This is a genomic window from Streptomyces sp. NPDC048018 (assembly GCF_043202995.1).
Taxonomy (GTDB): Bacteria; Actinomycetota; Actinomycetes; order Streptomycetales; family Streptomycetaceae; genus Streptomyces.
The window spans coordinates 149087-174126 of sequence record NZ_JBIDBK010000011.1 but is presented as its reverse complement, the minus strand read 5'-3'; the positions used below and the strand labels follow the sequence as shown (position 1 = coordinate 174126).

Annotated in this window: 24 protein-coding genes; 14 read left to right on the top strand and 10 right to left on the bottom strand. The window is 72.7% G+C overall.

Annotated features, from left to right (window positions below):
* Positions 1-199 precede the first annotated feature (199 nt).
* Positions 200-1150: an HAD family hydrolase gene (locus ACGF1Z_RS31950; protein WP_393009532.1), complete on the bottom strand. Its 951-nt coding sequence runs from the start codon at positions 1148-1150 to the stop codon at positions 200-202.
* Between the two features lie 94 nt (positions 1151-1244).
* Between ACGF1Z_RS31950 and ACGF1Z_RS31945 the strand changes: the two genes are divergently transcribed.
* The 7 genes from ACGF1Z_RS31945 (at position 1245) to ACGF1Z_RS31915 (ending at position 8160) form a co-directional block, all read left to right on the top strand.
* On the top strand, positions 1245-1520 hold the full coding sequence (locus ACGF1Z_RS31945) for a glutaredoxin family protein (RefSeq protein ID WP_393009545.1): 276 nt from the start codon (positions 1245-1247) through the stop codon (positions 1518-1520).
* A gap of 272 nt (positions 1521-1792) precedes the next feature.
* Positions 1793-2572: a redox-sensing transcriptional repressor Rex gene (locus tag ACGF1Z_RS31940; RefSeq protein ID WP_393009531.1), complete on the top strand. Its 780-nt coding sequence runs from the start codon at positions 1793-1795 to the stop codon at positions 2570-2572.
* Positions 2569-3924: a glutamyl-tRNA reductase gene (locus tag ACGF1Z_RS31935; RefSeq protein ID WP_393009530.1), complete on the top strand. Its 1356-nt coding sequence runs from the start codon at positions 2569-2571 to the stop codon at positions 3922-3924. Before ACGF1Z_RS31940 ends, ACGF1Z_RS31935 begins: the two co-directional genes overlap by 4 nt.
* A complete protein-coding gene (gene hemC / locus ACGF1Z_RS31930; protein ID WP_393009529.1) occupies positions 3921-4907 on the top strand; it encodes a hydroxymethylbilane synthase in 987 nt (328 codons plus the stop codon). Before ACGF1Z_RS31935 ends, hemC begins: the two co-directional genes overlap by 4 nt.
* The gene (locus ACGF1Z_RS31925) at positions 4904-6577 is read left to right on the top strand and encodes a uroporphyrinogen-III synthase (protein ID WP_393009528.1); all 1674 of its coding nucleotides are present in this window, start codon (positions 4904-4906) and stop codon (positions 6575-6577) included. The genes hemC and ACGF1Z_RS31925 overlap by 4 nt, the downstream gene beginning before the upstream one ends.
* A 207-nt stretch (positions 6578-6784) precedes the next feature.
* A complete protein-coding gene (gene hemB / locus ACGF1Z_RS31920; RefSeq protein WP_393009527.1) occupies positions 6785-7786 on the top strand; it encodes a porphobilinogen synthase in 1002 nt (333 codons plus the stop codon).
* Between the two features lie 101 nt (positions 7787-7887).
* Positions 7888-8160 (top strand): DUF1876 domain-containing protein, encoded by a 273-nt coding sequence (locus ACGF1Z_RS31915; RefSeq protein WP_376636997.1) that lies wholly within the window; start codon positions 7888-7890, stop codon positions 8158-8160.
* 8 nt (positions 8161-8168) lie between these two features.
* Here the strand turns inward: ACGF1Z_RS31915 and ACGF1Z_RS31910 are convergent, their stop codons facing one another.
* On the bottom strand, positions 8169-8852 hold the full coding sequence (locus ACGF1Z_RS31910; RefSeq protein WP_393009526.1) for a DUF4232 domain-containing protein: 684 nt from the start codon (positions 8850-8852) through the stop codon (positions 8169-8171).
* Between the two features lie 297 nt (positions 8853-9149).
* On the opposite strand from ACGF1Z_RS31910, the gene ACGF1Z_RS31905 reads away from it, so the two are divergent.
* Positions 9150-10334 (top strand): helix-turn-helix domain-containing protein, encoded by a 1185-nt coding sequence (locus ACGF1Z_RS31905; protein ID WP_393009525.1) that lies wholly within the window; start codon positions 9150-9152, stop codon positions 10332-10334.
* Between the two features lie 39 nt (positions 10335-10373).
* On the opposite strand, the gene argS is transcribed toward ACGF1Z_RS31905, so the two are convergent.
* Positions 10374-12149, bottom strand: coding sequence for an arginine--tRNA ligase (argS, locus tag ACGF1Z_RS31900; RefSeq protein ID WP_393009524.1), 1776 nt, complete (start codon positions 12147-12149; stop codon positions 10374-10376).
* Positions 12150-12412: 263 nt separating this feature from the next.
* Between argS and lysS the strand changes: the two genes are divergently transcribed.
* Positions 12413-14134 carry a lysine--tRNA ligase gene (gene lysS, locus ACGF1Z_RS31895; protein WP_393009523.1) on the top strand — a complete coding sequence of 574 codons (1722 nt, stop codon included), beginning with the start codon at positions 12413-12415 and terminating at the stop codon, positions 14132-14134.
* A 143-nt stretch (positions 14135-14277) separates the two neighbouring features.
* On the top strand, positions 14278-14496 hold the full coding sequence (locus ACGF1Z_RS31890) for a hypothetical protein (protein WP_393009522.1): 219 nt from the start codon (positions 14278-14280) through the stop codon (positions 14494-14496).
* Positions 14497-14827: 331 nt separating this feature from the next.
* On the opposite strand, the gene ACGF1Z_RS31885 is transcribed toward ACGF1Z_RS31890, so the two are convergent.
* From ACGF1Z_RS31885 to ACGF1Z_RS31875, 3 genes are all read right to left on the bottom strand, one after another.
* Complete coding sequence (locus tag ACGF1Z_RS31885) at positions 14828-16189, bottom strand: DUF2637 domain-containing protein (RefSeq protein ID WP_393009521.1); 1362 nt, start codon at positions 16187-16189, stop codon at positions 14828-14830.
* Between the two features lie 108 nt (positions 16190-16297).
* Entirely contained in the window at positions 16298-17029 is a 732-nt protein-coding gene (locus ACGF1Z_RS31880) for a DUF3558 domain-containing protein (RefSeq protein ID WP_393009520.1), read from the bottom strand.
* A gap of 120 nt (positions 17030-17149) precedes the next feature.
* Positions 17150-18106 carry a DUF3558 domain-containing protein gene (locus ACGF1Z_RS31875; protein WP_393009519.1) on the bottom strand — a complete coding sequence of 319 codons (957 nt, stop codon included), beginning with the start codon at positions 18104-18106 and terminating at the stop codon, positions 17150-17152.
* 174 nt (positions 18107-18280) lie between these two features.
* On the opposite strand from ACGF1Z_RS31875, the gene ACGF1Z_RS31870 reads away from it, so the two are divergent.
* Positions 18281-19474: an RtcB family protein gene (locus tag ACGF1Z_RS31870; RefSeq protein ID WP_393009518.1), complete on the top strand. Its 1194-nt coding sequence runs from the start codon at positions 18281-18283 to the stop codon at positions 19472-19474.
* Between the two features lie 58 nt (positions 19475-19532).
* Here the strand turns inward: ACGF1Z_RS31870 and ACGF1Z_RS31865 are convergent, their stop codons facing one another.
* Both ACGF1Z_RS31865 and ACGF1Z_RS31860 read right to left on the bottom strand, forming a co-directional pair.
* On the bottom strand, positions 19533-20297 hold the full coding sequence (locus tag ACGF1Z_RS31865; RefSeq protein ID WP_393009517.1) for an SDR family NAD(P)-dependent oxidoreductase: 765 nt from the start codon (positions 20295-20297) through the stop codon (positions 19533-19535).
* Positions 20298-20360: 63 nt separating this feature from the next.
* Positions 20361-20696: a YnfA family protein gene (locus tag ACGF1Z_RS31860; protein WP_393009516.1), complete on the bottom strand. Its 336-nt coding sequence runs from the start codon at positions 20694-20696 to the stop codon at positions 20361-20363.
* Positions 20697-20807: 111 nt separating this feature from the next.
* Here ACGF1Z_RS31860 and ACGF1Z_RS31855 point away from each other — a divergent pair, with 111 nt between their 5' ends.
* Positions 20808-21281 (top strand): hypothetical protein, encoded by a 474-nt coding sequence (locus ACGF1Z_RS31855; protein WP_393009515.1) that lies wholly within the window; start codon positions 20808-20810, stop codon positions 21279-21281.
* 98 nt (positions 21282-21379) lie between these two features.
* On the opposite strand, the gene ACGF1Z_RS31850 is transcribed toward ACGF1Z_RS31855, so the two are convergent.
* Positions 21380-22807 carry an FAD-dependent oxidoreductase gene (locus ACGF1Z_RS31850; RefSeq protein ID WP_393009514.1) on the bottom strand — a complete coding sequence of 476 codons (1428 nt, stop codon included), beginning with the start codon at positions 22805-22807 and terminating at the stop codon, positions 21380-21382.
* A gap of 117 nt (positions 22808-22924) precedes the next feature.
* On the opposite strand from ACGF1Z_RS31850, the gene ACGF1Z_RS31845 reads away from it, so the two are divergent.
* Positions 22925-23485 (top strand): TetR family transcriptional regulator, encoded by a 561-nt coding sequence (locus ACGF1Z_RS31845; RefSeq protein WP_393009513.1) that lies wholly within the window; start codon positions 22925-22927, stop codon positions 23483-23485.
* A 222-nt stretch (positions 23486-23707) separates the two neighbouring features.
* Positions 23708-24166: a MarR family transcriptional regulator gene (locus ACGF1Z_RS31840; protein WP_393009512.1), complete on the top strand. Its 459-nt coding sequence runs from the start codon at positions 23708-23710 to the stop codon at positions 24164-24166.
* 71 nt (positions 24167-24237) lie between these two features.
* Here ACGF1Z_RS31840 and ACGF1Z_RS31835 read toward each other — a convergent pair whose 3' ends face one another.
* Positions 24238-24975, bottom strand: a complete 738-nt coding sequence (locus ACGF1Z_RS31835; protein ID WP_393009511.1) for a Mut7-C RNAse domain-containing protein — start codon at positions 24973-24975, stop codon at positions 24238-24240.
* Positions 24976-25040 lie beyond the last annotated feature (65 nt).

Genomic DNA, 25040 nt, shown 5'->3' with positions numbered 1-25040 from the left:
CCGCGGCGCGTGAGTGATCGGGGCCGCTGCCGGGTAGGACGCCGGGAATGCCCGTCGGTCGACGTGCGCGGCACTGTTCGACCACGTACGGGTGAGGCCGCCTGGTCCCGGGTTGTCCCAGGTGATCGCAGACGAAACGTATCGGCATGATCGGTGCCCGGCGGCCCGGCGCGAAGAGGGCCGGCCCGCCGACCGGGGGTCAGCGGCGGCGGCGGTGCAGGGCGAGCGCGGCGGCGGTGCCGCCCGCGAGGGCGCCGACGCCCGCGGCGGCCGGGATGCCGACCTTGGCGGCCTTGCGGCCGGTCCGGTAGTCGCGCAGCCGCCACTCGCGCTCCCGGGCGTGCCTGCGCAGCTTGGTGTCCGGGTTGACCGCGTACGGATGACCGACGAGCGAGAGCATCGGGATGTCGTTGTGCGAGTCGCTGTACGCGGCGCAGCGCGCGAGGTCCAGGCCCTCGGCGGCGGCCAGGGCGCGGACCGCCTCGGCCTTGGCGGGGCCGTGCAGGAGCTCACCGACCAGCTTGCCGGTGTAGACGCCGTCGACCGACTCGGCGACCGTGCCGAGCGCGCCGGTCAGGCCGAGCCGGCGGGCGATGATCGTGGCGGTCTCGACGGGGGCGGCGGTGACCAGCCAGACCTTCTGGCCGGCGTCCAGGTGCGCCTGGGCGAGGGCGCGGGTGCCGGGCCAGATCCGGTCGGCCATGTACTCGTCGTAGATCTCCTCGCCGATCGACATCAGTTCGGAGACGCGGTGGCCCTTGACGATGGAGAGGGCGCTGTCCCGCGCCTCCTGCATGTGCTCGGGGTCCTCGACCCCGGCGAGCCGGAACCAGACCTGGGCCCAGGCGAAGCGGGCGAGTTCGCGGCGCTGGAAGAACTTCCGCTTGTACAGGCCGCGGCCGAAGTGGAAGATCGCGGCGCCCTGCATGACGGTGTTGTCGAGGTCGAAGAAGGCGGCGGCCCGGGTGTCGCCGACGACCGGGAACGCGGGTTCGGCGGCCTCGGCCCGGGCGGCGGCGGCCTTCTCCTCCCGCTCCTGTTCGAGCTGCTGCGAGGTCTTGCGGGCCGCCTCCGCGGCGGCCTCGCCTGCCAGGACGCTGCGCGCGGTGGCGGAGCGCCTACGGGGGGTGAGCCATCCCTGAGCGGCCATGTCGTGAGCATAGCCAGTCTGTTCGGTGCTTCCCGACTTGTGAGGATGCCGTGGTGTGAACACTCGGGGACTCCCCTGTTACCCGGCGCGCAGAATGGACGCCATGTTCGGACGTACGAAGAAGAAGAGCGGCCCGCGCACGGTGACGCTGATCGGCAGGCCGGGGTGTCATCTCTGCGACGACGCCAGGGCCGTGGTCGAGGCGGTCTGCGCCGAGACAGGGGCACTCTGGGAGGAGAAGGACATCACCCGGGACGAGGAGCTGTACCGCGCCTACTGGGAGCAGATTCCGGTGGTGCTGGTCGACGGCGAGCAGCACACCTTCTGGCGTGTGGACGCCGCTCGGCTGCGGCGCGAACTGGGTGCCTGACCGAAAGGCGGCTACCATCGTGGACGTTTTGTTGGGCTTCGGGGGCGGCGTAGCGAGGAGAGTGTGCGGTTTTGCCCCCTTCGGCAGCTCAACGTGCGCGCATGCTCCGCGGTTCCATGACATCGGGAACCGGCCGCGTGACCCCGGTCACTTTGGCCGGACAAAACGGACACCATCTTTGTGCACGCGTTCACAAAGACATAGCCTGCATTCGACGGGGCGGTCCTGGGACGCATGGCCGCCTGCAGCCCCGCTCATCCCGCAGGAGCACCGTGGCAACTGGCCGAACTCACCGACCGGCGACCCGTAGCCGAGGAATTCCCGAGGCCACCGTCGCCCGCCTTCCGCTGTATCTGCGTGCCCTCACGGCGCTGTCGGAGCGGTCCGTACCCACGGTCTCCTCCGAGGAGCTCGCGGCCGCCGCGGGGGTCAACTCCGCGAAGCTGCGCAAGGACTTCAGCTACCTCGGTTCGTACGGGACGCGCGGCGTCGGCTACGACGTCGAGTACCTCGTCTACCAGATCTCCCGCGAGCTCGGTCTGACCCAGGACTGGCCGGTCGTGATCGTCGGTATCGGTAACCTCGGCGCCGCGCTCGCCGGCTACGGCGGCTTCGCCTCCCGTGGCTTCCGGGTCGCCGCCCTGATCGACGCCGACCCCGCCATGACCGGCAAGCCGGTCGCCGGGATCCCCGTCCAGCACAGCGACGACCTCGAGAAGATCATCAGCGAGGACGGCGTCTCCATCGGCGTCATCGCGACCCCGGCCGGCGTCGCCCAGCAGGTCTGCGACCGTCTCGTGGCCGCCGGCGTCACCTCCATCCTGAACTTCGCCCCGACCGTGCTGTCCGTGCCGGACGGCGTCGACGTGCGCAAGGTCGACCTCTCCATCGAGCTGCAGATCCTCGCCTTCCACGAGCAGCGCAAGGCCGGCGAGGAGCTCGGCGCCGAGCAGGGCGCCGAGCCCGCCGTCGTACGGCCCGCCGGCCGTGGCGCGGGTGACGGCAACCGCAAGGGACCTGACGGGGACATGCCCGCGGTGATGCCGGCATGAGCCTCCTCGTCGTCGGTCTCAGCCACCGCAGCGCCCCCGTCAGCGTCCTGGAGCGGGCCGCCCTCTCCGGGGACGCCCGGGCCAAGCTGCTGCACGACACCCTCGCCGCCGAACCGGCCGCCGAGGGCGCCGTCCTGGCCACCTGCAACCGCATCGAGCTCTACGCCGACGTGGACAAGTTCCACGCCGGTGTCGCCGAGCTGTCCACGCTGCTCGCCCAGCACAGCGGGGTCGGCCTCGAGGAGCTCACCCCCTATCTCTACGTGCACTACGAGGACCGGGCCGTCCACCACCTCTTCTCGGTGGCCTGCGGCCTCGACTCGATGGTCGTCGGCGAGGGCCAGATCCTCGGCCAGATCAAGGACGCCCTCGCGGTCGGCCAGGACCTGCACACCGCCGGACGCCTCCTGAACGACCTCTTCCAGCAGGCCCTGCGGGTCGGCAAGCGCGCCCACAGCGAGACCGGCATCGACCGGGCCGGCCAGTCGCTCGTGACCTTCGGCCTGGAGCAGCTGGCCGACGGCACGGACGTCGCCGAGTGGGCCAAGGGCAAGCGCGCCCTGGTCATCGGCGCCGGCTCGATGTCCTCGCTCGCCGCCGCCACCCTCGCGCGGGCCGGCGTCGCGGAGATCGTCGTCGCCAACCGCACCGCCGCCCGCGCCGACCGGCTGGTGGAGATCCTCACCGAGCCCGGTGCCACGGGCGTGGCCGCACGCGCGGTCGAGATGGTTGCCGTCGGCGACGAACTGACACGTGCCGACATCGTCGTCTCCTGCACCGGGGCCACCGGACTCGTCCTCACCGGCGAGGCGGTCGAGGCCGCGACGCACGACCGCACCGCGCCCCTCCACCTGCTCGACCTGGCCATGCCCCGCGACATCGACGCGGCCGCCCACCGGATGCCGGGCGTCCGCCTCGTCGACATCGAGTCGCTGGCCGAGGCCTCCGCCGACGCCCCCATGGCCGCGGACGTCGACCGGGTGCGCGACATCGTCTCCGACGAGGTCGCCGCCTTCGGCGCCGCCCAGCGTGCCGCGCACATCACGCCGACCGTGGTCGCCCTGCGCGCCATGGCCGCCGACGTGGTGGCCGGCGAGGTCGCCCGCCTCGAAGGCAGGCTGCCCGGACTCGACGACAAGCAGCGCGCCGAGATCACCCAGACCGTGCGCCGTGTGGTCGACAAGCTGCTGCACGCGCCCACCGTGCGCGTCAAGCAGCTCGCCAGCGAGCCCGGCGGCGCCGGGTACGCGGACGCGCTGCGGACACTCTTCGACCTCGACCCGGGGACGGTTGCCTCTGTCAGCCGGGCCGACCTGAACGACGGCGACGTCAAGAACCGAGGGCGAGTATGACCGAGAGGGCACTGAGGCTCGGGACCAGGCGCAGCAAGCTCGCCATGGCCCAGTCCGGACATGTGGCCGACGCCGTCCGGCAGGTGACCGGCCGGCCCGTCGAGCTCGTGGAGATCACGACGTACGGGGACACCTCCCGCGAGCACCTCGCGCAGATCGGCGGCACCGGTGTGTTCGTCGCCGCGCTGCGCGACGCGCTGCTCGCCGGCGAGGTCGACTTCGCCGTGCACTCCCTCAAGGACCTGCCGACCACCCAGCACCCCGAGCTGGTGCTGGCGGCCATCCCCGAGCGCGAGGACCCGCGCGACGTGCTCGTCGCCCGCGAGGGCCGCACGCTCGACACGCTGCCCGCCGGGGCCCGTGTCGGCACCGGCTCGCCGCGCCGCATGGCCCAGCTCAACGCGTACGCGCGCAGCCACGGCCTGACCATCGAGACCGTACCGATCCGGGGCAACATCGACACCCGCGTCGGCTACGTACGCACGGGAGAGCTGGACGCGGTGGTCCTCGCCGCGGCCGGGCTCAACCGCATCGGCGGGACCGAGGAGCTCACCGGCTCCCTGTCCGTCGACCGCCTGTCGGTCGACTCCGTCCTGCCCGCCCCCGGCCAGGGGGCCCTGGCCGTCGAGTGCCTGGCGTCCGACGCCGCACTCGTCGCCGCGCTCGCCGAGCTCGACGACCCGTTCACCCGGGCCGCCGTGACCGCCGAGCGATCCCTGCTCGCCGCCCTGGAGGCCGGCTGCTCCGCACCCGTGGGTGCGCTGGCCGACCTGCTGGCCGACGACCCCGGTCACGGGCAGGTTGTCACCGAAATGCGCCTGCGCGGCGTCGTCGGCACCACCGACGGCTCGACGCTGGTGCAGCTGTCCACCACCGGTCCCGTACCCACCTCCTACGACGAGGCGATGGCCCTCGGACGCGAACTCGCGGACGAGATGCTGGCCAAGGGTGCGGCCGGTCTTATGGGGGAGCGAGCACTTTGAGCCCCACCCGCCCGACCACCAGCCCCGCGTCCGCCGCCTTCCCCGGCCACGGTCACGTCACGTTCCTCGGCGCCGGACCCGGCGACCCCGGACTGCTGACGCTCCGGGCCGTCGAAGCCCTGGCCGGCGCGGACGTCCTGATCGCCGAGCCGGAGGTGCTCGAAGTCGTCCGCGGCCATGCGCGCGCGGGCGTGAGCACGCCTGAGCTGACGGTTGTCGACGAGGCGTCAACAACCGTCGGTGTCCCCGTGTTGAGGGACGCGACCAATCTTGTCATGGAGGCCGCGAGGGGCGGCAAGCGGGTCGTCCGTGCGGTGACCGGCGATCCCGGCCTCGACGGCAACGCGGGCCAGGAGATGCTCGCCTGCGCCTCCGCCGGCATCCCCTTCGAGGTCGTTCCCGGCGTCGCCACCGCCGTCGGCGTGCCCGCGTACGCCGGTGTGCCGCTGCGCGACGCCCAGGGCACCGACGTGCGCTTCGTCGACGCCCGTACCGCCGACGACCGGTGCTGGGCCGAGGTCGGCGCCTCCGACGGCACCGTCGTCGTGTCCACCTCCCTGGACTCCGTCGCCGCCGCGGCCGGAGAGCTGGTGTCGGCAGGCCGTAAGCCGGACACCCCGCTCACCGTCACCATCGCCGGCACGACGACCCGCCAGCGCACCTGGACCGCGACGCTCGGCACCATCGCCCAGGTCTTCAAGCAGGGCAAGGTGCTCCCCTCGCCCGAGGGCCACCGCCCGGCGATAGCCGTGGTCGGCGAGCGCAGCGCCCCGGCGCAGCGGGACCAGCTGGCCTGGTTCGAGTCCAAGCCGCTGTTCGGCTGGCGGGTGCTCGTGCCGCGCACCAAGGAGCAGGCCGCGTCGCTCTCCGACCAGCTGCGTTCCTACGGCGCGGTGCCGCACGAGGTGCCGACCATCGCCGTCGAGCCGCCGCGCACCCCGCAGCAGATGGAGCGGGCGGTCAAGGGCCTGGTCACCGGCCGCTACGAGTGGATCGCCTTCACGTCGGTCAACGCGGTCAAGGCGGTCCGCGAGAAGTTCGAGGAGTACGGGCTCGACGCCCGCGCCTTCGCGGGCATCAAGGTCGCGGCGGTCGGCGAGCAGACCGCCGCCGCGCTGGTCGACTTCGGCGTGAAGCCCGACCTGGTGCCCAGCGGCGAGCAGTCGGCCGCCGGCCTCCTGGAGGACTGGCCGCCCTACGACCCGGTCTTCGACCCGATCGACCGCGTCTTCCTGCCGCGCGCCGACATCGCGACCGAGACGCTGGTCGCGGGCCTGATCGAGCTCGGCTGGGAGGTCGACGACGTCACGGCCTACCGGACCGTGCGCGCGTCGCCGCCGCCGGCGGACACGCGCGAGGCGATCAAGGGCGGCGGTTTCGACGCCGTTCTCTTCACCTCGTCGTCGACCGTGCGGAACCTGGTCGGCATCGCCGGCAAGCCGCACAACGTCACCGTCATCGCCTGCATCGGCCCGGCGACCGCCAAGACGGCGGAGGAGCACGGCCTGCGGGTCGACGTCCTGTCGCCCGAGCCGTCCGTGCACAAGCTGGCCGAGGCGCTGGCGGAGTTCGGGCTCCGGCGGCGGGCGGCGGCGCTGGAGGCCGGGGACCCGGTGACCCGCCCGAGCGAACGCCGGCCGGGGGCGCGCCGCCGCCGTACGACGACGTAGTCCACCTCGCCGACCGACCAGGGCGCGGGCTCCTCCGGGAGCCCGCGCCCTGCGTACGTCCCGGGCCTGCGGCCACCGTCCGCGGCCACCCCGGGCGGGCCCCGTCCACCCCGGGCGGCCCACCTCGGGCGGGCCCTGTCCGCCCCGGGGCGGGCGGCAACACGGTGTCGGTAAGTGGGGGGTGCGGGCGGGCGTAGCCTCGGGGACATGAACTCGTACGGATCCTTTCCCGGGGCGCGGCCGAGGCGGCTGCGGACGACTCCTGCCATGCGGCGGATGGTGGCCGAGACGCGGCTGCATCCGGCCGATCTGATCCTTCCCGCGTTCGTGCGGGAGGGCGTGACCGAGCCCGTGCCGATCCAGGCCATGCCCGGCGTCGTGCAGCACTCGCGGGACACCCTGCGCAAGGCCGCCGTGGAGGCGGTGTCGGCCGGGGTCTCCGGGATCATGCTCTTCGGTGTGCCGGAGGACGCGAAGAAGGACGCCGCCGGCACGGCCGGCACCGACCCGGACGGGATCCTGCAGGTCGCCATCCGGGACGTGAAGGCCGAGGTCGGCGACGACCTGATCATCATGTCGGACCTGTGTCTCGACGAGTTCACCGACCACGGCCACTGCGGCGTCCTCGACGCCGACGGGCGCGTCGACAACGACGCCACCCTGGAGCGGTACGCCGAGATGGCCCAGGTCCAGGCCGACGCCGGCGTCCACGTCGTGGGGCCCTCCGGGATGATGGACGGCCAGGTCGGCGTGATCCGCGACGCCCTGGACACCATCGGCAAGGAGGACGTGTCGATCCTCGCGTACACCGTGAAGTACTCGTCCGCCTTCTACGGCCCCTTCCGCGAGGCCGTCGGCTCCTCCCTCACCGGTGACCGCAAGACCTACCAGCAGGATCCCGCCAACGTGCGCGAGTCGATGCGGGAGCTCGCCCTCGACCTGGAGGAGGGCGCGGACATGGTCATGGTGAAGCCCGCCGGGCCCTACCTGGACGTCCTCGCCAAGGTCGCCGAGTCCGTCGACGTTCCCGTCGCGGCGTACCAGATCAGCGGCGAGTACGCGATGGTCGAGGCCGCCGCCGAGAAGGGCTGGATCGACCGCGACAAGGCGATCTTCGAGAGCCTGACCGGCATCCGCCGGGCCGGCGCGCAGATGATCCTCACCTACTGGGCCACCGAGGTCGCCCAGAAGCTCGCCCGCGGGCTCTGAGACGGGCCCTGTTCCCCGGGGTCTGGGCGCGCGGAGTGCCCGCCCGGGGATGCACCCTGGAGTGGTACCCGACAGGTACCTCTCTGGAGGTGGTCCTCATGATGAACACGCTCGTCGGCTGGCATGTCGAGATGGAGTTCAAGGAGGAGGGTGACCGGACGCGGGCCGCGGCGATGGTGCGGCTCAGCGACGGCACCGAGATGCGCGGCCACGGCAACGCCAATCGGCACCCCTCCGACCCGGAGCAGTTGCGGGTCGGGGAGGAGATCGCCGGCGCCCGCGCCCTGATGGACATCGCCTCGCAGATGCTGCAGAAGGCGCACGTCGAGATCGACGAGGTGTCCGGGCGGACCTCCCACCCGATCGGCCGCTGACGCCGACCTCAGTAGACGAGGGCGTCTTCAAGGGTCCGCTGCCAGTACGAGACGGCGGCGCCGTCGTCGGCGAACGTGCCGGACGGCGCCGTCACCGTCTTCCCGCTGTCCGAGGTCAGGTACACGCTGATCTTCCGGACCGTGCGCCCGTGGGTGTCCGGGCCCGGCTCGCCCGTCAGGATCAGGGACGCGTATCCCGACTCCCCGGGGGCCAGCGTCACCACGGCCTGCGGCTTGCTGTCCTCCAGGATCCTGATCGGCGCCTGGCTGCCGTCGAAGCCCACGAACGGTGCGTTCAGCGCGTTGCAGGGGCGGCCGCCCACATTGGTGACGGTGAGGACGAGGTGGTTGACCGGGCGGCTGACCCTGCTCGCCACGACCCTGGTGTTCGCCGCCGTGCAGGTGCGGACGGGCCCGTCCGGCGTGCTCCCGCCGGACTGCTTCCCGCCCGGCGTGCCCGCCTTCGTGGGGGTCACGGACCTCGTGGGCCTCGGCGGCGTGGCCGTAGGGGGCGTCGTGGCGGGGGTGGCCGGGGTCGCGGGCGTTCCGGACGCCCGCGAGGGCGTGGGCGCCGACGAAGGGGCCGTGGGCGGGGCCGCCGCGTCGCTCGTGCCCGACTGGCAGGCGGAGAGGGCGAGCGCCGCGGTGAGGGCGGCAGCGGGCAGGGCGAGACGGCGGGCGAGCGTGCGCATGGATTCCCCGGGGTGTGTGTCGGTGAGCGGTTCGGCGGTGCGGCGAATGCGGCGGTGCGGCGGTGTCAGCGGTGGTTGAGCAGGGCGATCACGACCGCCGTGCAGGCGATCAGCACCGCGAGGGCCACCGTGTCGGTGACGCGGCTGTTCGGCATGGCTCATACCTTGCGAGCCGCCGTGATCCACGGGCAAGCGGCACGGGACAATGGGGGACGGTGGAACGCTCTCACCCACCGTGAGCTGGGGAAACGACCACCCCCTGGAACGCGTTCCCGGGATGCCGAACGGGGGACACCGATGGATGCGGCGAACGGCCTCGCCGGGCTGCTCAGGACGTTGAAGGACCGGTCCGGGCTCAGTTACGGGGCGCTCGCGAAGCGCCTGCACGTCAGCACGTCCACGCTCCACCGGTACTGCAACGGCGACGCCGTGCCCGCCGAGTTCGCTCCCGTGGAGCGGCTGGGACGCCTGTGCGGGGCCTCCCGGGAGGAGCTCGTCGAGCTGCACCGTGCCTGGATCGTCGCCGACGAGGCCCGCAGGCGGGGCCGGGGGGACGCGTCCCCCTCCGCGGTCGCGGAGGGGGAGGGGGACGGAGAGGTGGCGGGGTCGTCGCCGGTACCGGAGGCGGGGGCGGCGCCGGTGCCGGTCGCGCCCGTGGTGTCGGTACCGGAGGCCGGGGAGCCGGGGGTCGCCGGACCCGTCGTGCTCGTCGCCGACGAGCCCGCGGGCGCCCCCCGCAGCAGGTTCAGGGGCGCCCTCGCCGCCGCCGCGATCGTCGCCCTCGCGGTGCCCACCGCCTACCTCGTGGGGCGCCTCGGTGACGGCGGCGGCCACCCCACCGGACGGGGCGGGCCGAGCGCCGTTCCGCCCGCCCCCCTGAGTGCCGGCATCAGCTCGTACAACTGGGCCGCCCCCTGTGGGCAGTACTACGTGCTCGACCAGCCGCCCGGCAACGTCCCGCCCCCGCCCACGCCGCAGGACGCCCGTGGCTGGGCCCGCGCGCTCGGCGGGATCGACGGCGGCCACATGCAGCTCCAGCTGACCGTGACCGGACGGACGCAGGCCCCGGTCGTCCTCACCGCCCTGCACCTCCGGGTCGTGGCGCGCGACAGGCCGCTGGACCGTGCGGCGTACTCGATGGGCGACGGCTGCGGCAGCGGGATCACCCCGCAGACCTTCGACGTCGACCTCGACGCCCCCCGGCCGTACCTCAGGCCCGTCGCCGGGATGGACGGGGACCGCGTGGTCCCCGCCAAGGACTTCCCGTACAAGGTCGCCACCGGGGACCCGCAGGTCCTCAACCTGGACGTGCACACCGAGGAGCACGTCGCGTCCTGGTACCTGGAGCTCGACTGGAGCAGCGGCGCCGAGCACGGGACCGTACGGGTCGACGACGGCGGGGAGCCGTTCCGGACCAGTGCCGTCGAGGGACGCCCGACCTACGGCTACTGGCCCGACAAGGGCGAGTGGGTCACGCAGTAGTGACCGCGGTGACCCACTCGCCGTGCGCGCCGGTGGGCGTCAGAGACGCTCGGGCGTCCGGATGCCCAGCAGGGCCATGCCCTGGTGGAGCGTCCGGGCGGTCAGGTCCACCAGGAAGAGGCGGTTCTCCTTCAGCTCCCGCGTCTCGGCGTTCATCACCGGGCACTGGTCGTAGAAGGTCGTGAGGTGCGACGCCAGCTGGTAGAGGTACGCGGCCAGCTTGTGCGGCGCGTACTCCTCGGCCACCTCGGCGAGCGTGGCGCCGAACTGGTCCAGGTGCAGGCCCAGCGCGCGCTCGGCCGGGGCCAGCTCCAGCTCCGGGTGGGCGGTGGGCTCCGCGTCCGAGACCCTCCGCTTGATCGACTGGATACGGGCGTACGCGTACTGGAGGTACACGGACGTGTCACCGTTGAGCGAGACCATCTGGTCCAGGTCGAACTTGTAGTCCCGGACCGCGGACGTCGACAGGTCGGCGTACTTGACCGCCCCGATGCCGACGTAGCGGCCGTTCTCGACGACCTCCTCGTCGGTCAGCCCGGCCTTCTCCTTCTTCTCGGACACGACGGCCGTCGCGCGGTCGATCGCCTCGTCCAGCAGGTCCACCAGCCGCACCGTCTCGCCCTCGCGGGTCTTGAACGGCTTGCCGTCCTTGCCGAGGACCGTGCCGAAGGCCAGCTGGACGGCCTTGACGTCGTCGTTGAGCCAGCCGGCCCGGCGGGCCGTCTCGAAGACCATCTTGAAGTGCAGCGACTGGCGGGCGTCCACGACGTACAGCAGCGTGGTCGCCTTCAGGTTCTGCACCCGGTCGCGGATGGCCGACAGGTCGGTCGCCGCGTAGCCGAAGCCGCCGTCGGACTTCTGGACGATCAGCGGGGTCGGGTTGCCGTCCGGGCCCTTCACGTCGTCGAAGAAGACGCACAGCGCACCCTCGGAGCGGACGGCGACGCCGGACTCCTCCAGCAGGCGGCAGGTCTCCTGCAGCATGTCGTTGTAGCCGGACTCGCCGACGATGTCGGGGTCGCGGATGTCCATGTCGAGCTTCTCGAAGACCGAGTAGAAGTAGATCTTCGACTCGTCGACGAACCGCTGCCACAGGGCCAGCGTCTCCTCGTCGCCCGCCTGCAGGTCGACGACCCGCCCCCGGGCACGCGTCTTGAACTCCTCGTCCGAGTCGAACAGCGCCCGGGAGGCCTTGTAGAGGCGGTTGAGGTTGGACATGGCCTCCTCGCCGGAGACCTCCACGTCCGCGCCCTCGGCCCTGTGGTCCAGCTCGTGCGGGTGCTCGATCAGGTACTGGATGAGCATGCCGAACTGGGTGCCCCAGTCGCCGATGTGGTGACGCCTGACCACCTGCTCGCCGGTGAACTCCAGGATCTCGACCATCGCGGCGCCGATGACGGCGGACCGCAGATGGCCGACGTGCATCTCCTTGGCCACATTGGGCTGCGCGTAGTCGATCACCGTCGTGCCGGCCGACGCGCGGAACGGCACGCCGAGGCGGGCGTCCGCGGCCCGCGCCGCCAGCGTCTTCACGATCGCCTCGTCGGTGACCGTGATGTTGAGGAAGCCGGGCCCGGAGACCTCGATCTCCTTCAGGACGTCGTTGGCCGGGATCGCGTCGACGACCTTGGTCGCCAGCTCACGCGGATTGCCCTTGAGCCGCTTGGCGAGGGCCAGGATGCCGTTGGCCTGGAAGTCGGCCCGGTCGCTTCGTCGCAGCAGCGGGTCGGCGGCACCGACCTCCGGCAGGGCTGCCGAGAGGCCGTCCGCGAGGCGCTGCTGCACGGTCGAAGCGAGGGAAGGGACCGAGGCCATGAGCTTCCGTTCCTGTTGTGTCGTATCCGGGTGTCACCGGTGGTCTATTTCGCTTGTCAAGTGTCCCATGGGAGAGCAACGTGTTTTCTCCGCCCGGGGCTCCTGTGGACGAATCCCCGGACGGGATCCCGGACGGCACCCGGACGGCCCCCCGGCGAATCTCTGCCTGTGGACAACCTCGGAGCGCATGGTTCCGTCTGGGACAATGACGGGAGCAAGGCTGTAAGGCTCCGAGAGAACCAAGGAAGAAGGACGAACCGACCGTGGCTCAGAGCAGCACCGAGACCGACTGGGTCTCCCGTTTCGCGGACGAGGTCATCGCCGAGTCGGAGCGACGTGCGCCTGGCAAACCGGTCGTCGTCGCCTCCGGTCTCTCCCCGTCCGGCCCGATCCACCTGGGCAACCTGCGCGAGGTCATGACCCCGCACCTGGTCGCCGACGAGGTCCGCCGCCGCGGGTACCAGGTCCGCCACCTCATCTCCTGGGACGACTACGACCGCTACCGCAAGGTGCCGAACGGCGTCGCGGGCGTCGACGAGTCCTGGGCCGAGCACATCGGCAAGCCGCTGACCTCGGTCCCGGCCCCGGCCGGCTCGCCGCACCCGAACTGGGCGGAGCACTTCAAGGCCGCCATGGTCGAGGCGCTCGCCGAGCTCGGCGTCGACTACGACCCGATCAGCCAGACCGAGCAGTACACCTCCGGCGTCTACCGCGAGCAGGTCCTGCACGCGATGCGCCACCGCGGTGACATCGACGCCATCCTCGACCAGTACCGGACGAAGAAGGCCCCCAAGAAGCAGTCCCAGAAGCCGGTCGACGAGGCCGAGCTGGAGGCCGCCGAAGGCTCCGGCGCCGCCGGCGAGGACGACGGCTCCGGCGGTGGCGCGGGCTACTTCCCGTACAAGCCCTACTGCGGCCGGTGCGAGAAGGACCTCACCACGGTCGCCTCGTACGACGACGAGACCACCGAGCTCGCCTACACCTGCTCGTCCTGCGGCTTCGCCGAGACCGTCAAGCTCAGCGAGTTCAACCGCGGCAAGCTGGTCTGGAAGGTCGACTGGCCGATGCGCTGGGCCTACGAGGGCGTCATCTTCGAGCCCTCCGGCGTCGACCACTCCTCGCCCGGCTCCTCCTTCCAGGTCGGCGGGCAGATCGTCGGCATCTTCGACGGCGTCCAGCCCATCGGCCCCATGTACGCCTTCGTGGGCATCAGCGGCATGGCCAAGATGTCCTCCTCGCGCGGCGGCGTGCCGACCCCGGCCGACGCCCTGCAGATCATGGAGCCGCAGCTGCTGCGCTGGCTCTACGCGCGCCGGAAGCCCAACCAGTCCTTCAAGATCGCCTTCGACCAGGAGATCCAGCGGCTCTACGACGAGTGGGACAAGCTGGAGGCCAAGGTCGCGGACGGCTCGGCGCTCCCCGCCGACGCCGCCGCGTACGCCCGCGCCGCCGGCACCGCGGCCGGTGAGCTGCCGCGCACCCCGCGCCCGCTGCCGTACCGCACGCTCGCCTCGGTCATGGACATCACCGCCGGCCACGACGAGCAGACCCTGCGCATCCTCGGCGAGCTCGACCCGGAGAACCCGGTCACGGACCTGGGCGAGGTCCGGCCGCGCCTGGACCGCGCCGAGAACTGGATCACCACCCAGGTCCCGGCCGACCAGCGCACCATCGTCCGCGAGGAGCCCGACACCGAGCTCCTCGGCTCCCTCGACGACGAGGGCCGCGAGTCGCTGCGCCTCCTCCTGGAGGGCCTGGACAGCCACTGGTCGCTCGACGGCCTGACCACCCTGGTCTACGGCGTCCCGAAGGTCATGGCCGGCCTCACCCCCGAGGCCAAGCCGACCCCGGAGCTCAAGCTCGCCCAGCGCTCCTTCTTCGCCCTGCTCTACAAGCTCCTCGTCAGCCGTGAGACCGGCCCGCGTCTGCCGACGCTGCTCCTCGCGGTCGGCGCGGACCGGGTGCGCAAGCTGCTCGGCGCCTGACGCGACATGACGGAGGGCCGCCACCCGCACCGCGGGCGGCGGCCCTCCGCCGTGTCGTCGACCCGCCTCTGCATCCTTCGGACCAGTCCGGGTTCCGTCGTGCGCACGACGAGACGGGCCGCCGGGCGGGAGAGCGTGGAGGCATGAAGAACGAAGCCATCGCAGTCATCGGTTGGATCGCCCTCGTCCAGGGCGGACTCGGCGCCGCCGGGCGGCTCTTCGGGGACGGCCCCTGGGGACTGCTCCAGAAGTGGTGGGACGTCCCCACCGCCGGTTACTTCGCCCTCTTCGCCGTGGGCGTCGTGCTCGCCGCCTGGGGCGAGACCGCGAAGCAGCGGGCCAGGGCCGAGGCCAGGGTGTAGGTGCCGGTCCGGCGGGGGCGCGGGCTCAGGCGCCGCCCGGGCCGGGCGGCCGGGGCGGCGCCCGGTCCGGCGGGGGCGCGGGCTCAGGCGCCACCCGGGCCGGGGCGGCCGGGCCGGGCGCAGGCGCGGTGGCCGCCGAGGCTCAGCGCCGATTCCCGGCGAGGGCTCAGGCGCCGGCACCGACGCCGCCGACGCTCAGGCACCCGCGCGGATGCCGCCGGCGTTCAGACCGAAGGTCTGGTGGCCCGCCTGCCCGGTCGCCCGATCAGGCAGTCCGCCCGCCCGCCCGGCCGAGGCCGGGGCAGGGCAGGCGACGATCCCCGTCCCAGGGCTACGGGGTCTGGCTCTCCGCCAGCTCGTGCTCGACCTGCTGACGCAGGCGGGGCGTCAGTTCACGCAGGATCGACGCGCTCCGCGGGTGCGTGATCCCGTACTTGTCGCTCAGCCATATGTCGAGCTGCTCCGAGGTGGGCAGGTCCCGCCGCTCCTCGTAGTAGTCCCACATCGCCTTGTACGCGGAGTCGGCGAAGCCGTCGAGGGGCTCCTCGTCCACGAACTCCTGGTACTCCTCGAACTGCTCGGGACCCGGCGGCGGCACGTCCTCCGGCCCCTGCGGGATCGGCACCGGCGTGGGCTCGAGGCCCTCGACGATCTGCGGCTCGTAGGTGCCGTGGTACCCCTCCGGCGAGACCTGCTGGGCCATGAACCACGGGTTGCCGTCCGGCCCTGCCTCCCCGGGCCCCTGCATCTGACCCGGCTGGAGCCCCTGGCCGGGCCCGCCCGGCATCATCTGGCCCGGCTGGACGGCCTGGACGGTCTGGCCGGGCAGCCGGCCCGGCGCACCGGGCACCTGGGCCGGCACGGGCGGCTGCGCCGGGGCCTGGGCCTGGGGCTGCGGCTGCGCCGGCCGGCCCACGGGCATCTGCTGCGGGACCGGCTGCACCTGCGCCGGAGCCTGCCCGAGCTGGGGCTGCTCCACCATCGGGGCGGGCGGCAGCAGTACCGGCTCCACGCCGGCCGCCGCCAGGCCCGCCGCCGCCGTCTCCGCCAGCGGCACGCCGTACTTCGCGAGCCGCAGCGGCATCAGCGCCTCCACCGGAGCCTTACGGCGCCAGGCCCGGCCGAAGCGGGCCTGCAGCCGGGCCTGATAGATCAGCCGGTCCTGCTCCAGCTTGATCACCTGCTCGTACGAGCGCAGCTCCCACAGCTTCATCCGGCGCCACAGCCGGAACGTCGGCACCGGCGACAGCAGCCAGCGGGTGAGCCGCACCCCCTCCATGTGCTTGTCCGCCGTGATGTCCGCGATCCGGCCCACCGCGTGCCGCGCCGCCTCGACGGCCACCACGAACAGCACCGGGATGACCGCGTGCATGCCCACACCCAGCGGGTCGGGCCAGGCCGCGGCGCCGTTGAAGGCGATCGTCGCCGCCGTCAGCAGCCACGCCGTCTGACGCAGCAGCGGGAACGGGATACGGATCCACGTCAACAGCAGGTCGAGCGCGAGCAGCACGCAGATGCCCGCGTCGATGCCGATCGGGAAGAAGTACGAGAAGGTGCCGAAGCCCTTGTCGATGGCGAGCTCGCGCACAGCGGCGTACGAGCCGGCGAAACCGATTCCGGCGATGATCACCGCGCCGGCCACGACCAGACCGATGAGTATCCGGTGCGTGCGTGTCAGTTGCATCGCGGCCACCCGCGATCCCCTCCCGTCAAACGACATCTCGCGGGCACAGACTGGCACATGTACGCGGAGCCCGGCCCCCGGGGGAGGGACGGGCTCCGTGCAAAATCGTACAAATGCCTACTTGTTGGCCGCGGCGACCGCCGCGAGCGCCTCCTTCGACGCGTTGATCGCGCCGTTCACGATCCAGCTCTCGGACGGGCCCTTGGCGCCCGCGTAACCCGCACCGTTGTACGAGAGGACGACCACGACGTTCCCCGTCCGCGAGACGACCGTCGCGTAGGTGAAGTCCTCGTCGGTCTTGCGCAGCTGGTACGTCACCGTGTTCGCCTGGTCGCCGACGCCGCCGGCGACCGTGGTGCGCAGGTTCTTGGCGCCCTCGGTGGCCTGGACCTTGCCCAGCTCCTTGGTGAAGTTCTCCGCCGCGCGCTGCTGACCGCTGCCGAGCGTGGCGTCCGACTCGTAGCGGTAGAAGGAGACGTCGAGCCAGCGGTACTGCGAGCCCTTGACGCCCTTGTCCTCCAGGCCGTTCCACGCGCAGCCGCCCCGGCTGGTGAGATCGCTGGAGTTGGCCGCCGTGCCCTTCTTGTTCTTCGCCTTGGGCACGAGGGTGTCGATCGTCTTCGTCGTGATCGACTTGCAGACGTCGGGCAGCTTCGCGAACTTCGCGGGTTCGACCTTCTTCGTCGGCGTCGGCTGCGGGGCGGCCGACGAGGAGGACGAGGCCGTGTCCGGAGCGCCGGATCCCTTGTCGCCGGAGTCCGAACCGGAAGAGCAGCCGGCGGCGACGAGCATCACCGGGACGGCGGCACACGCGAGTATGCGGGAGAGACGCGGGGCTGATCGCTGCATGGTTCCTTCAGTCGCTCGGTCAGTCGCTTGGGCGGCCGGCGGCCGGGCGGCCGCGGTACCCCGACACGTTACGTGGTCCCGCAGCCGCTCCGGAGGGGCCCGCGGAGCGGGGCCGGGCGCCTACTCCTCCAGCCGCTCGGCCAGCAGACGGGCCAGGTTCCGGGCCTTTTCCTGCAGTTCCCTGCTGTCCGGGACCTCGACGGAGGTGGTCGTCTGCTCCTCGTACTCGACGGTCACGATGACGTTCGATGTGCGGAACACCACGCTCACGACGCGGTCGGCGCCGGTCGGGCCGGTCGACAGGAGCGTGTCGTCGACGAAGGCCACGTCGCCGAGGCCGGTCAGGACGCGGGGCTCCAGACCTGTGGCCGGAGGAGCCGGGCTCGCCGGGGCCGTCGGCGTCGCCGTGCTCGTCGGGTGCTGCCCGGCGGCGGCGCCGGGCGACGCCCTCCGGCCCGCCGCGAGCGGCGCGTGCGGGGGGAGGGACGGCAGCCGGCCGGCCAGCGGGGCCGCACCACCGGCACCGGTGGACGCCGGAGGCTTGGACGGCGGGGTCGTGGGCGGAGTCGTGGGCGGAGCGGTCGTCGCCGGAGGCGCGGTGGGCGGCGGCGTGATCCCGGCAGCGGTCTGCTTCCGGCCGTACACCTCCTGCGCCCGGTCGTCGTCGCTGACGACGGGGTCGTAGGAGACGACCCGCTCGACGTCGAGGGTCAGCCGGTGCGCCGCGTCGGGGGCGTCGGACTTCCAGCTGCAGCCCACCCGGCGGTCGGTGTCGAAGGTGGGGGCCGCGGTGCCGCGATACGTACGGTCGCGCTCGGCGTCGGGCAGCCCGGCCGCCCCTGGCAGCAGGTCCCGGAGAGCCGCCTGGGGAACGGCGCCGCACGGTTCGAAGAGCGTGCGGTACCGCCCGGGCGGCGCGGCCGGGGCGGCCGGCCCCGCCTTGGAGTCGACGGCGTCGGTGTTCGCGGCGGGCCCCGGGGAACAGCCGGTCAGGCCGATCCCGAGACCGAGGGCGAGGGCGGCGGCGGAGAGCACCGCGGGCGCTGATCGACCCGGTGCGTACGCCTTGCGCTGCACGATCCCAGGCTCCCTTCTTCGGGCGGCATCCCCGAAAACTGTTTGCTGCTCCACCTCGGACGGTGGACACAATGTCTATCGCACACGCAGCCGTTGATGCCGGTCCGCAGTCACCTGTACGGGCTTTGGCTCCGGTTTTTGCGTTATCGGACTTTCTGGGGGAATCGAGGAAGTATGTCGTACGTCGAGGTACCGGGTGCGAACGTGCCCATCCGGATGTGGGCGGACCCGTCGTCCGTCGAGGGTGGCGCCATGCAGCAGCTGCAGAACGTGGCGACGCTGCCGTGGATCAAGGGCCTGGCCGTGATGCCGGACGTGCACTACGGCAAGGGCGCGACGGTCGGCTCGGTGATCGCCATGCAGGGGGCGGTGTGCCCCGCCGCGGTCGGCGTGGACATCGGCTGCGGCATGTCGGCCGTCAGGACGTCGCTGACGGCGAACGACCTCCCGGGTGACCTCTCGCGGCTGCGCTCCAAGATCGAGCAGGCGATTCCGGTGGGGCGCGGGATGCACCGCGAGATGGTGGACCCGGGACGCCTGTACCAGTTCGCGACGGCGGGGTTCGGGGACATGTGGTCGCGGTTCGACTACGTCGCGGAACCGGTCAAGTTCGTTCGTGGCCGGGCCGAGAAGCAGATGGGAACCCTCGGCGGAGGCAACCACCTGATCGAGGTCTGTCTCGACGAGTCGGGCGCGGTCTGGCTCATGCTGCACTCCGGCTCCCGCAACATCGGGAAGGAGCTCGCCGAGCACCACATCGGCGAGGCGCAGAAGCTGTCCCACAACCAGGGGCTGGTGGACCGCGACCTCGCGGTGTTCCTCGCGGACACGCCGCAGATGGAGGCCTACCGGCGCGACCTCTACTGGGCGCAGGAGTACGCGAAGTACAACCGTGCGGTCATGATGGCCCTCCTGCAGGAGGTCATGCGGCGCGAGTTCCGCAAGGCGAAGGTCACCTTCGATCCGGTCATCTCCTGCCACCACAACTACGTGGCGGAGGAGCGGTACGAGGGGATGGACCTCCTGGTCACCCGCAAGGGGGCGATTCGCGCGGGCTCCGGGGACCTCGGGATCATCCCGGGGTCCATGGGCACGAGCTCGTTCATCGTGAAGGGGCTCGGCAACGAGGCGGCCTTCAACTCGGCCTCGCACGGAGCGGGAAGGCGCATGAGCCGGAGTGCGGCGAAGCGCCGGTTCACGGTCAGGGACCTGGAGGAGCAGACGCGGGGAGTGGAGTGCCGCAAGGACGCCGGCGTCCTGGACGAGATCCCCGGCGCCTACAAGCCGATCGAGCAGGTCATGGAGCAGCAGCGGGACCTGGTCGAGGTGGTCGCGAAACTCAAGCAGGTCGTGAACGTGAAGGGCTGAGGAGCATGTGGCACCCGTGAGGGCCGGCGTCGGACGCCGGCCCTCGTGGTGTCGGGGGTCAGAGCTCGCGGTGGACCTTGGTGTTGGAGGCCTGGGCGCGGGGGCGGACGACCAGGAGGTCGATGTTGACGTGCGGGGGACGGGTGCAGGCCCAGGTGATGGTGTCGGCGACGTCGTCGGCGCTGAGGGGGTCGGCCACGCCCGCGTAGACCTTGGCGGCCTTGTCGGTGTCGCCGCGGAAGCGGGTGGTGGCGAATTCCTCGGTCTTGACCATGCCGGGGGCGATCTCGATGACGCGGACCGGGGTGCCGACGATCTCCAGGCGGAGGGTCTCGGCGAGGACGCGGGCGCCGTTCTTGGCGGCGACGTAGCCGGCGCCGCCCTCGTAGGTGGAGTGGCCGGCGGTGGAGGAGAGGACGACGACCGTCCCGTCGCCGCTCGCGGTGAGGGCGGGCAGCAGGGCCTGGGTCACGTGGAGGGTGCCGATGACGTTGACCTCGTACATCCGGCGCCAGTCCTCGGGGTCGCCGGTGGCGACGGGGTCGGCGCCGAGTGCGCCGCCGGCGTTGTTGACCAGGACCGCGAGGGTGCGGAAGGCGGTGGCGAACTCGTCGACCGCGGCGCGGTCGGTGACGTCGAGGGCGTAGGCGGTGGCCTGGTGGCCGGCCTCGTTGATCTCGGCGGCGAGGGCCTCGATGCGGTCCTTGCGGCGGGCGGTGAGCACCACGCGGTAGCCGGCGGCGGCGAGCTGCCTGGCGGTGGCCGCGCCGATGCCGCTGCTCGCTCCGGTGACGACGGCGATGGGGGTACCGGCGGCAGTCATGACGTGCTCCTCGCGCGTGTGGTCGATGGTGTCGATCGCCCGGCCAGGATAGGCCGGGCGACTTCAGCGGCCGCGGGGGGCGTACATGATCACGGCCATGCCGGCGAGGCAGATCAGTGCCCCGACGACGTCCCACCGGTCGGGGCGGTAGCCGTCGGCGGCCATGCCCCACGCGAGTGATCCCGCGACGAACACTCCGCCGTAGGCGGCGAGGATGCGGCCGAACTCGGCGTCGGGCTGCAGTGTGGCGACGAAGCCGTAGACCCCGAGGGCGAGGACGCCCGCGCCGATCCAGATCCAGCCGCGGTGTTCGCGTACGCCCTGCCAGACGAGCCAGGCTCCGCCGATCTCGAAGAGGGCGGCGACGACGAAGAGGGCGGCGGAGCGGGCGATCAGCATGAGGGAAGGGTGGCACGGTGGGACGGGGGGGGCGGGTCGGGGCGTCGGGGCGCGGGACACGCGACTGACAAGTAGTCAGAACATATGCGGATCAATCGGTATCTTCGGTGCATGACTGCGATGCGCAAGGCGCTGCTCGGAGGGGCTCTGGCCGCCTCTCTCGTGACCGGCACGGCCGCGGTCCCGGCCGTCGCCGCACCGCCGGAGGCGGATCTGGCCCACCATGGGCACCTCTTCCTGTGGGACGGGCGTCTCGGGGTCCGGCTGGTCAGCGAGAACCACGGGCCGTCGGACGTCTCCCAGGCGACCGTCCGGCTCGCCTTCTCGGAGCCCATGGCGGGTGGGCAGGAGCTCCCGCCGGCCTGTCTGTGGAGCAGCGACCGGGTGGTGTCCTGCCGTACGGGCGAGCTGCGGGCGGCCGGCGCGGTGGGCGAGCTGGCTCTGGACCTGCGGACCGCGGGGCGTCCGGACGAGGTGACCGTGGACATCCGCACCTCCTGGCGGGACGGCGTCACCGACACGAACCCGCGTAACGACCGGCACCACGTCCTGGTCCTGGCGACCGGTGACCCGTACGTGTTCTGAGGTCCGCGGCACCCGCCGCGCCGCCGCGGCTTCCGCGGTCCCGTGCCGGGCTTCCGGGCCGCCCTTTCCGGGGGTCGGCCGCGGTGCGGCTCGGGTATTCAGCGCGCGGCCGTGTAGGCGTCGGGGCGGACCAGGAGGGTGTCGCGGCGGGCCGGGTCGGCCCACGTGGCCCGTATCGCCCGGCCCGCCGAGGTCGGCGCCGTACGCGGCAGGGCGGGCGTCGCGCCCTCGGGGGCGATCAGGACGAACTCGCCCGCGCGCAGCAGCTCGTAGAGCCGGCCCTCGCGCAGCGCCAGATCGGGGACGCGGCGCGCCCCGCCCGCGTAGGAGATGCCGATCCCGCTGACCTGACCCAGGGCGCGGGCGGCGGCCGGCCGGAGGGTGCCCAGCAGCCGGGCGGCCAGCCCCCGCGCGGCGCGCTGGAGCGGGGTGCGGGCCATGGCGAGCCGGACGAGGGCGCCGCTGCTGCGCAGGACCAGGGCGCCGACCGGGTGGCGCTCGGCCTGGTAGCTGTCGAGCAGCGCCTCGGGGTCGGGGGCCTCGCCGCGCAGGACGGCGGCGAGCTTCCAGGAGAGGTTGGCGGCGTCCTGGAGGCCGGTGTTCATGCCTTGGCCGCCGGCGGGGGAGTGGACGTGAGCGGCGTCGCCGGCGAGGAAGACCCGGCCGGCGCGGTAGGCGGGGGCCTGGCGCTCGTCGCTGTGGAAGCGGGAGACCCAGCGGGCGTCGTGCATGCCGTAGTCGCTGCCCAGGGCCTGGCGGGCGATGCCGCGCAGTTCGTCGAGCTCCACGGGCTCGCTGTCGGGGACCTGGCGGGTGCGGTCCCAGCCCATCACCCGGTACCAGCCGTCGCCGAACGGTGCGATGAAGGCGAACGCGTCCCCGGAGGCGGCGACGGTCAGCAGTTCGCCGGGGTCCTCTCCGAGGCGGACGTCGGCCAGGACGATGGACCTGATCACCGAGACGCCGGGGAACGGCAGCCCGAGTGCGCCGCGCACCGCGCTGCGCACGCCGTCGGTCCCGACCGCGTAGCGGGCGTGGAGCGTGAGCGGTCCGTCGGGGCCGGTGAACTCAGCGGTGACGGTGTCGGCGTCCTGGCGCAGGCCGTGCAGCTCGGTCCCGTAGCGGAACTCCACCCCTGCGGCCCGGGCGCGGCGCTCCAGGAGGCGCTCCACCTCGTACTGCGGGGTGATGAGCAGGAAGGGGAAGCGGGTGGCCAGCCGGGAGAGGTCGAGGGAGAGCCGGCCGAACAGGCGCAGGGTCGTGAGCCGGGTGCCGGTCGCGACGAGTTCGTCGGCGAGTCCGCGGGCGTCGAGCTGCTCCAGGGTGCGGGCGTGGACGCCGAAGGCGCGGGTCAGATTGCCGATGCCGGCGGGCCTGCGTTCGGCCAGGGTGACGCGGTGGCCCGCCGTGGCGAGGTCGCCGGCGAGCAGGAGTCCGGTCGGCCCCGCGCCCACGACGAGCACGTCGGTGTCGGTGACCGGGCTGCCTGCCGCGGTGGTGTCGTTCGTGGTGCCCATGGTGCTCATCTCCGCCCCCAGGGAATGCCTACGACCGTTGGCCAACGGCTGTTGGTCAACGCTTGTAGGCAAAGGTAGACCCGCCCGGGATGGTGTGTCAACGCCCGTTGGCCTACAGTTGTTGGCATGACGACTGCACGCCGCTCCGACGCCACCCGGACCGCGATCCTGGAGGCCGCCCGCGAGCGCTTCGCCGCCGACGGGTACGAGCGCGCGACCATCCGGGCCATCGCCCGCGACGCCGGGATCGACCCCTCGATGGTCATGCGCTACTACGGCAACAAGGAGGGGCTGTTCGCCGCGGCCTCCGCGATCGAGCTGGAGCTTCCCGAGCTCGGAGGTCTGCCCGCCCGGCATGTCGGCGCCACGCTCGTCGCCCACTTCCTCGACCGCTGGGAGCGCGACGACGTGCTGACCGGGCTGCTGCGGGTCGGCGTCACCAACGCCGCCGGGGCCGAGCGCATGCAGGAGGTCTTCGCCCGGCAGCTGGGCCCGGTCGCGCTCGGCGTCTGCCCCGTCCCCGACGAGGCGCCGCGCCGCGCCGCCCTCGCGGCCTCGCAGATCCTCGGCATGGCGCTCGCGCGCTACGTGCTGCGGCTCCCCCCCTCCGTGGAGATGTCCAGGGACGACGTGATCGCATGGCTGGGCCCGACCGTGCAGCGGTATCTGACCGCCGAGGCTCCGTAGCGGCGGAACGGCCGCGGGACCCGCCGCCTCCGCGGAACGGCCGCGGGACCCGCCAACTCTGCGCCGTACACTCTCTGCATGCCGCAGAAGAGGTCACCGGAAGCGCCGGACCCCAGGGACTCGCCGGCGTCGCCGCCCACGCCGGATTCGCCGCTCCCACCGGCCCCTCCGGTTTCCCCGGCCCCTCCGGTCTCCCCCGTCCCACCGGGGCGGGACGCGCTGATGTCCCGGCTGCACGGTGAGGCCCGCCGCTACATGGCCTCCTACGCCCTGTTCAACCAGGCCGTCGCCGACCGGCTGCGGCTGCACCCGACCGACGTGCAGTGCCTCAACCTGCTCGGCCTGGAGCGGGAGCCGGTCACCATCGGGCGGGTCGCCGAGCTCACCGGGCTCACCACCGGCTCCGCCACCCGGCTGGTGGACCGCCTCGAACGCGCCGGATACGTCCGGCGCGAGCGCGACGCCGAGGACCGGCGCCGGGTCATGGTGGCCCCCGAGCCCGGCAGGATGGCCGAGCTCGCCGACTTCTGGCAGCGCCTCAACGGCGCCTGGGGCGGCCTCTTCGACGCCTATGACGACGCCGAGATCACCCTGATCACCGACTACATGCGGCGCTCCGTCGACCTCAGCGCCACCCAGGTCGAGCGGCTGCGGTCGGGCGAGTTCGACCAGGCCGGCTGAGCAGGCCCGCGGAGCGCGACGGGCCGCGGGCCCGCCGCGCGCCCTCCGCTCCCCAGTGCCTCCGCCGGCGCTCAGAGGGCGGCTGCGCCGCCGAACTCGCGTACCGCCTCCGTGACGATCGCCTCCAGGCGGGCGTGATGGGCGCCCCGCCAGTACACCCGGTCGCACTCCGTGCAGCGCGCGAAGACGTCGTACGTGTTCTCCGTGCCCGTCTCCAACTGGTCGCGCACCGCGTCCTTGTCGGCCTCGGCGAGCGGTCCGTTGCAGGCGGTGCAGCGGGTCCACGGCGCGAGCCGCGGCGCGAAACGCCCCAGCACGTCACGGAGCTGGTCGTCGGGCCGGTCGCTGTAGACGTACGCCCCCGCCCACAGCTCACGGCGACGCAGCAGCCCGCGGTCGCGGGACAGCATCACGCGCCGCTCCTTCGCGGAGAGCGCTGCCAGGGCCGGGTCGCCGATGTCCTCGCTCTCGTACGCGGCGTCGACGCCGAGCAGCCGCAGCCGCCGGGTCAGCGTGCCGAGGTGCACGTCGAGAAGGAAGCGCAGCGGGGCGCCGGGGACCTGCTGGGGCCGCGCGACGTCCTCCACGTCGACCGTCTCGCCGGCCGCGGGCACGTGCGAGGGAGGCACCGGCCGCCCGTCCACGAGCAGCCGCCCCGCCTCGGTCAGCGGCACGCCCAGCGACTCGACGACATGGCCGAGCGAGGAGGAGCCGTCGGTCGCCACGGTGGTGTGTCCCGAGCGCCGGTCCGCCGCGACGAAGAGCCGCAGGCCGGGGGCGAAACTGATCTGGATCTCCGGTCCGTTCACGCAGACAGGATCGCACCGGGTGCGGACCCGCTGCCAGGGAATTCGGGCCCCTCCCGCCGCCCGCC

Coding starts and splice junctions, on each gene's coding strand:
- ACGF1Z_RS31950 (WP_393009532.1), bottom strand. CDS start 1,150: ATGGCCGCTCAGGGATGGCTCACCCCCCGTAGGCGCTCCGCCACCGCG.
- ACGF1Z_RS31945 (WP_393009545.1), top strand. CDS start 1,245: ATGGACGCCATGTTCGGACGTACGAAGAAGAAGAGCGGCCCGCGCACG.
- ACGF1Z_RS31935 (WP_393009530.1), top strand. CDS start 2,569: ATGAGCCTCCTCGTCGTCGGTCTCAGCCACCGCAGCGCCCCCGTCAGC.
- hemC (WP_393009529.1), top strand. CDS start 3,921: ATGACCGAGAGGGCACTGAGGCTCGGGACCAGGCGCAGCAAGCTCGCC.
- hemB (WP_393009527.1), top strand. CDS start 6,785: ATGAACTCGTACGGATCCTTTCCCGGGGCGCGGCCGAGGCGGCTGCGG.
- ACGF1Z_RS31915 (WP_376636997.1), top strand. CDS start 7,888: ATGAACACGCTCGTCGGCTGGCATGTCGAGATGGAGTTCAAGGAGGAG.
- ACGF1Z_RS31910 (WP_393009526.1), bottom strand. CDS start 8,852: ATGCGCACGCTCGCCCGCCGTCTCGCCCTGCCCGCTGCCGCCCTCACC.
- ACGF1Z_RS31905 (WP_393009525.1), top strand. CDS start 9,150: ATGGATGCGGCGAACGGCCTCGCCGGGCTGCTCAGGACGTTGAAGGAC.
- argS (WP_393009524.1), bottom strand. CDS start 12,149: ATGGCCTCGGTCCCTTCCCTCGCTTCGACCGTGCAGCAGCGCCTCGCG.
- ACGF1Z_RS31890 (WP_393009522.1), top strand. CDS start 14,278: ATGAAGAACGAAGCCATCGCAGTCATCGGTTGGATCGCCCTCGTCCAG.
- ACGF1Z_RS31880 (WP_393009520.1), bottom strand. CDS start 17,029: ATGCAGCGATCAGCCCCGCGTCTCTCCCGCATACTCGCGTGTGCCGCC.
- ACGF1Z_RS31870 (WP_393009518.1), top strand. CDS start 18,281: ATGTCGTACGTCGAGGTACCGGGTGCGAACGTGCCCATCCGGATGTGG.
- ACGF1Z_RS31865 (WP_393009517.1), bottom strand. CDS start 20,297: ATGACTGCCGCCGGTACCCCCATCGCCGTCGTCACCGGAGCGAGCAGC.
- ACGF1Z_RS31860 (WP_393009516.1), bottom strand. CDS start 20,696: ATGCTGATCGCCCGCTCCGCCGCCCTCTTCGTCGTCGCCGCCCTCTTC.
- ACGF1Z_RS31855 (WP_393009515.1), top strand. CDS start 20,808: ATGACTGCGATGCGCAAGGCGCTGCTCGGAGGGGCTCTGGCCGCCTCT.
- ACGF1Z_RS31850 (WP_393009514.1), bottom strand. CDS start 22,807: ATGAGCACCATGGGCACCACGAACGACACCACCGCGGCAGGCAGCCCG.
- ACGF1Z_RS31845 (WP_393009513.1), top strand. CDS start 22,925: ATGACGACTGCACGCCGCTCCGACGCCACCCGGACCGCGATCCTGGAG.
- ACGF1Z_RS31840 (WP_393009512.1), top strand. CDS start 23,708: ATGTCCCGGCTGCACGGTGAGGCCCGCCGCTACATGGCCTCCTACGCC.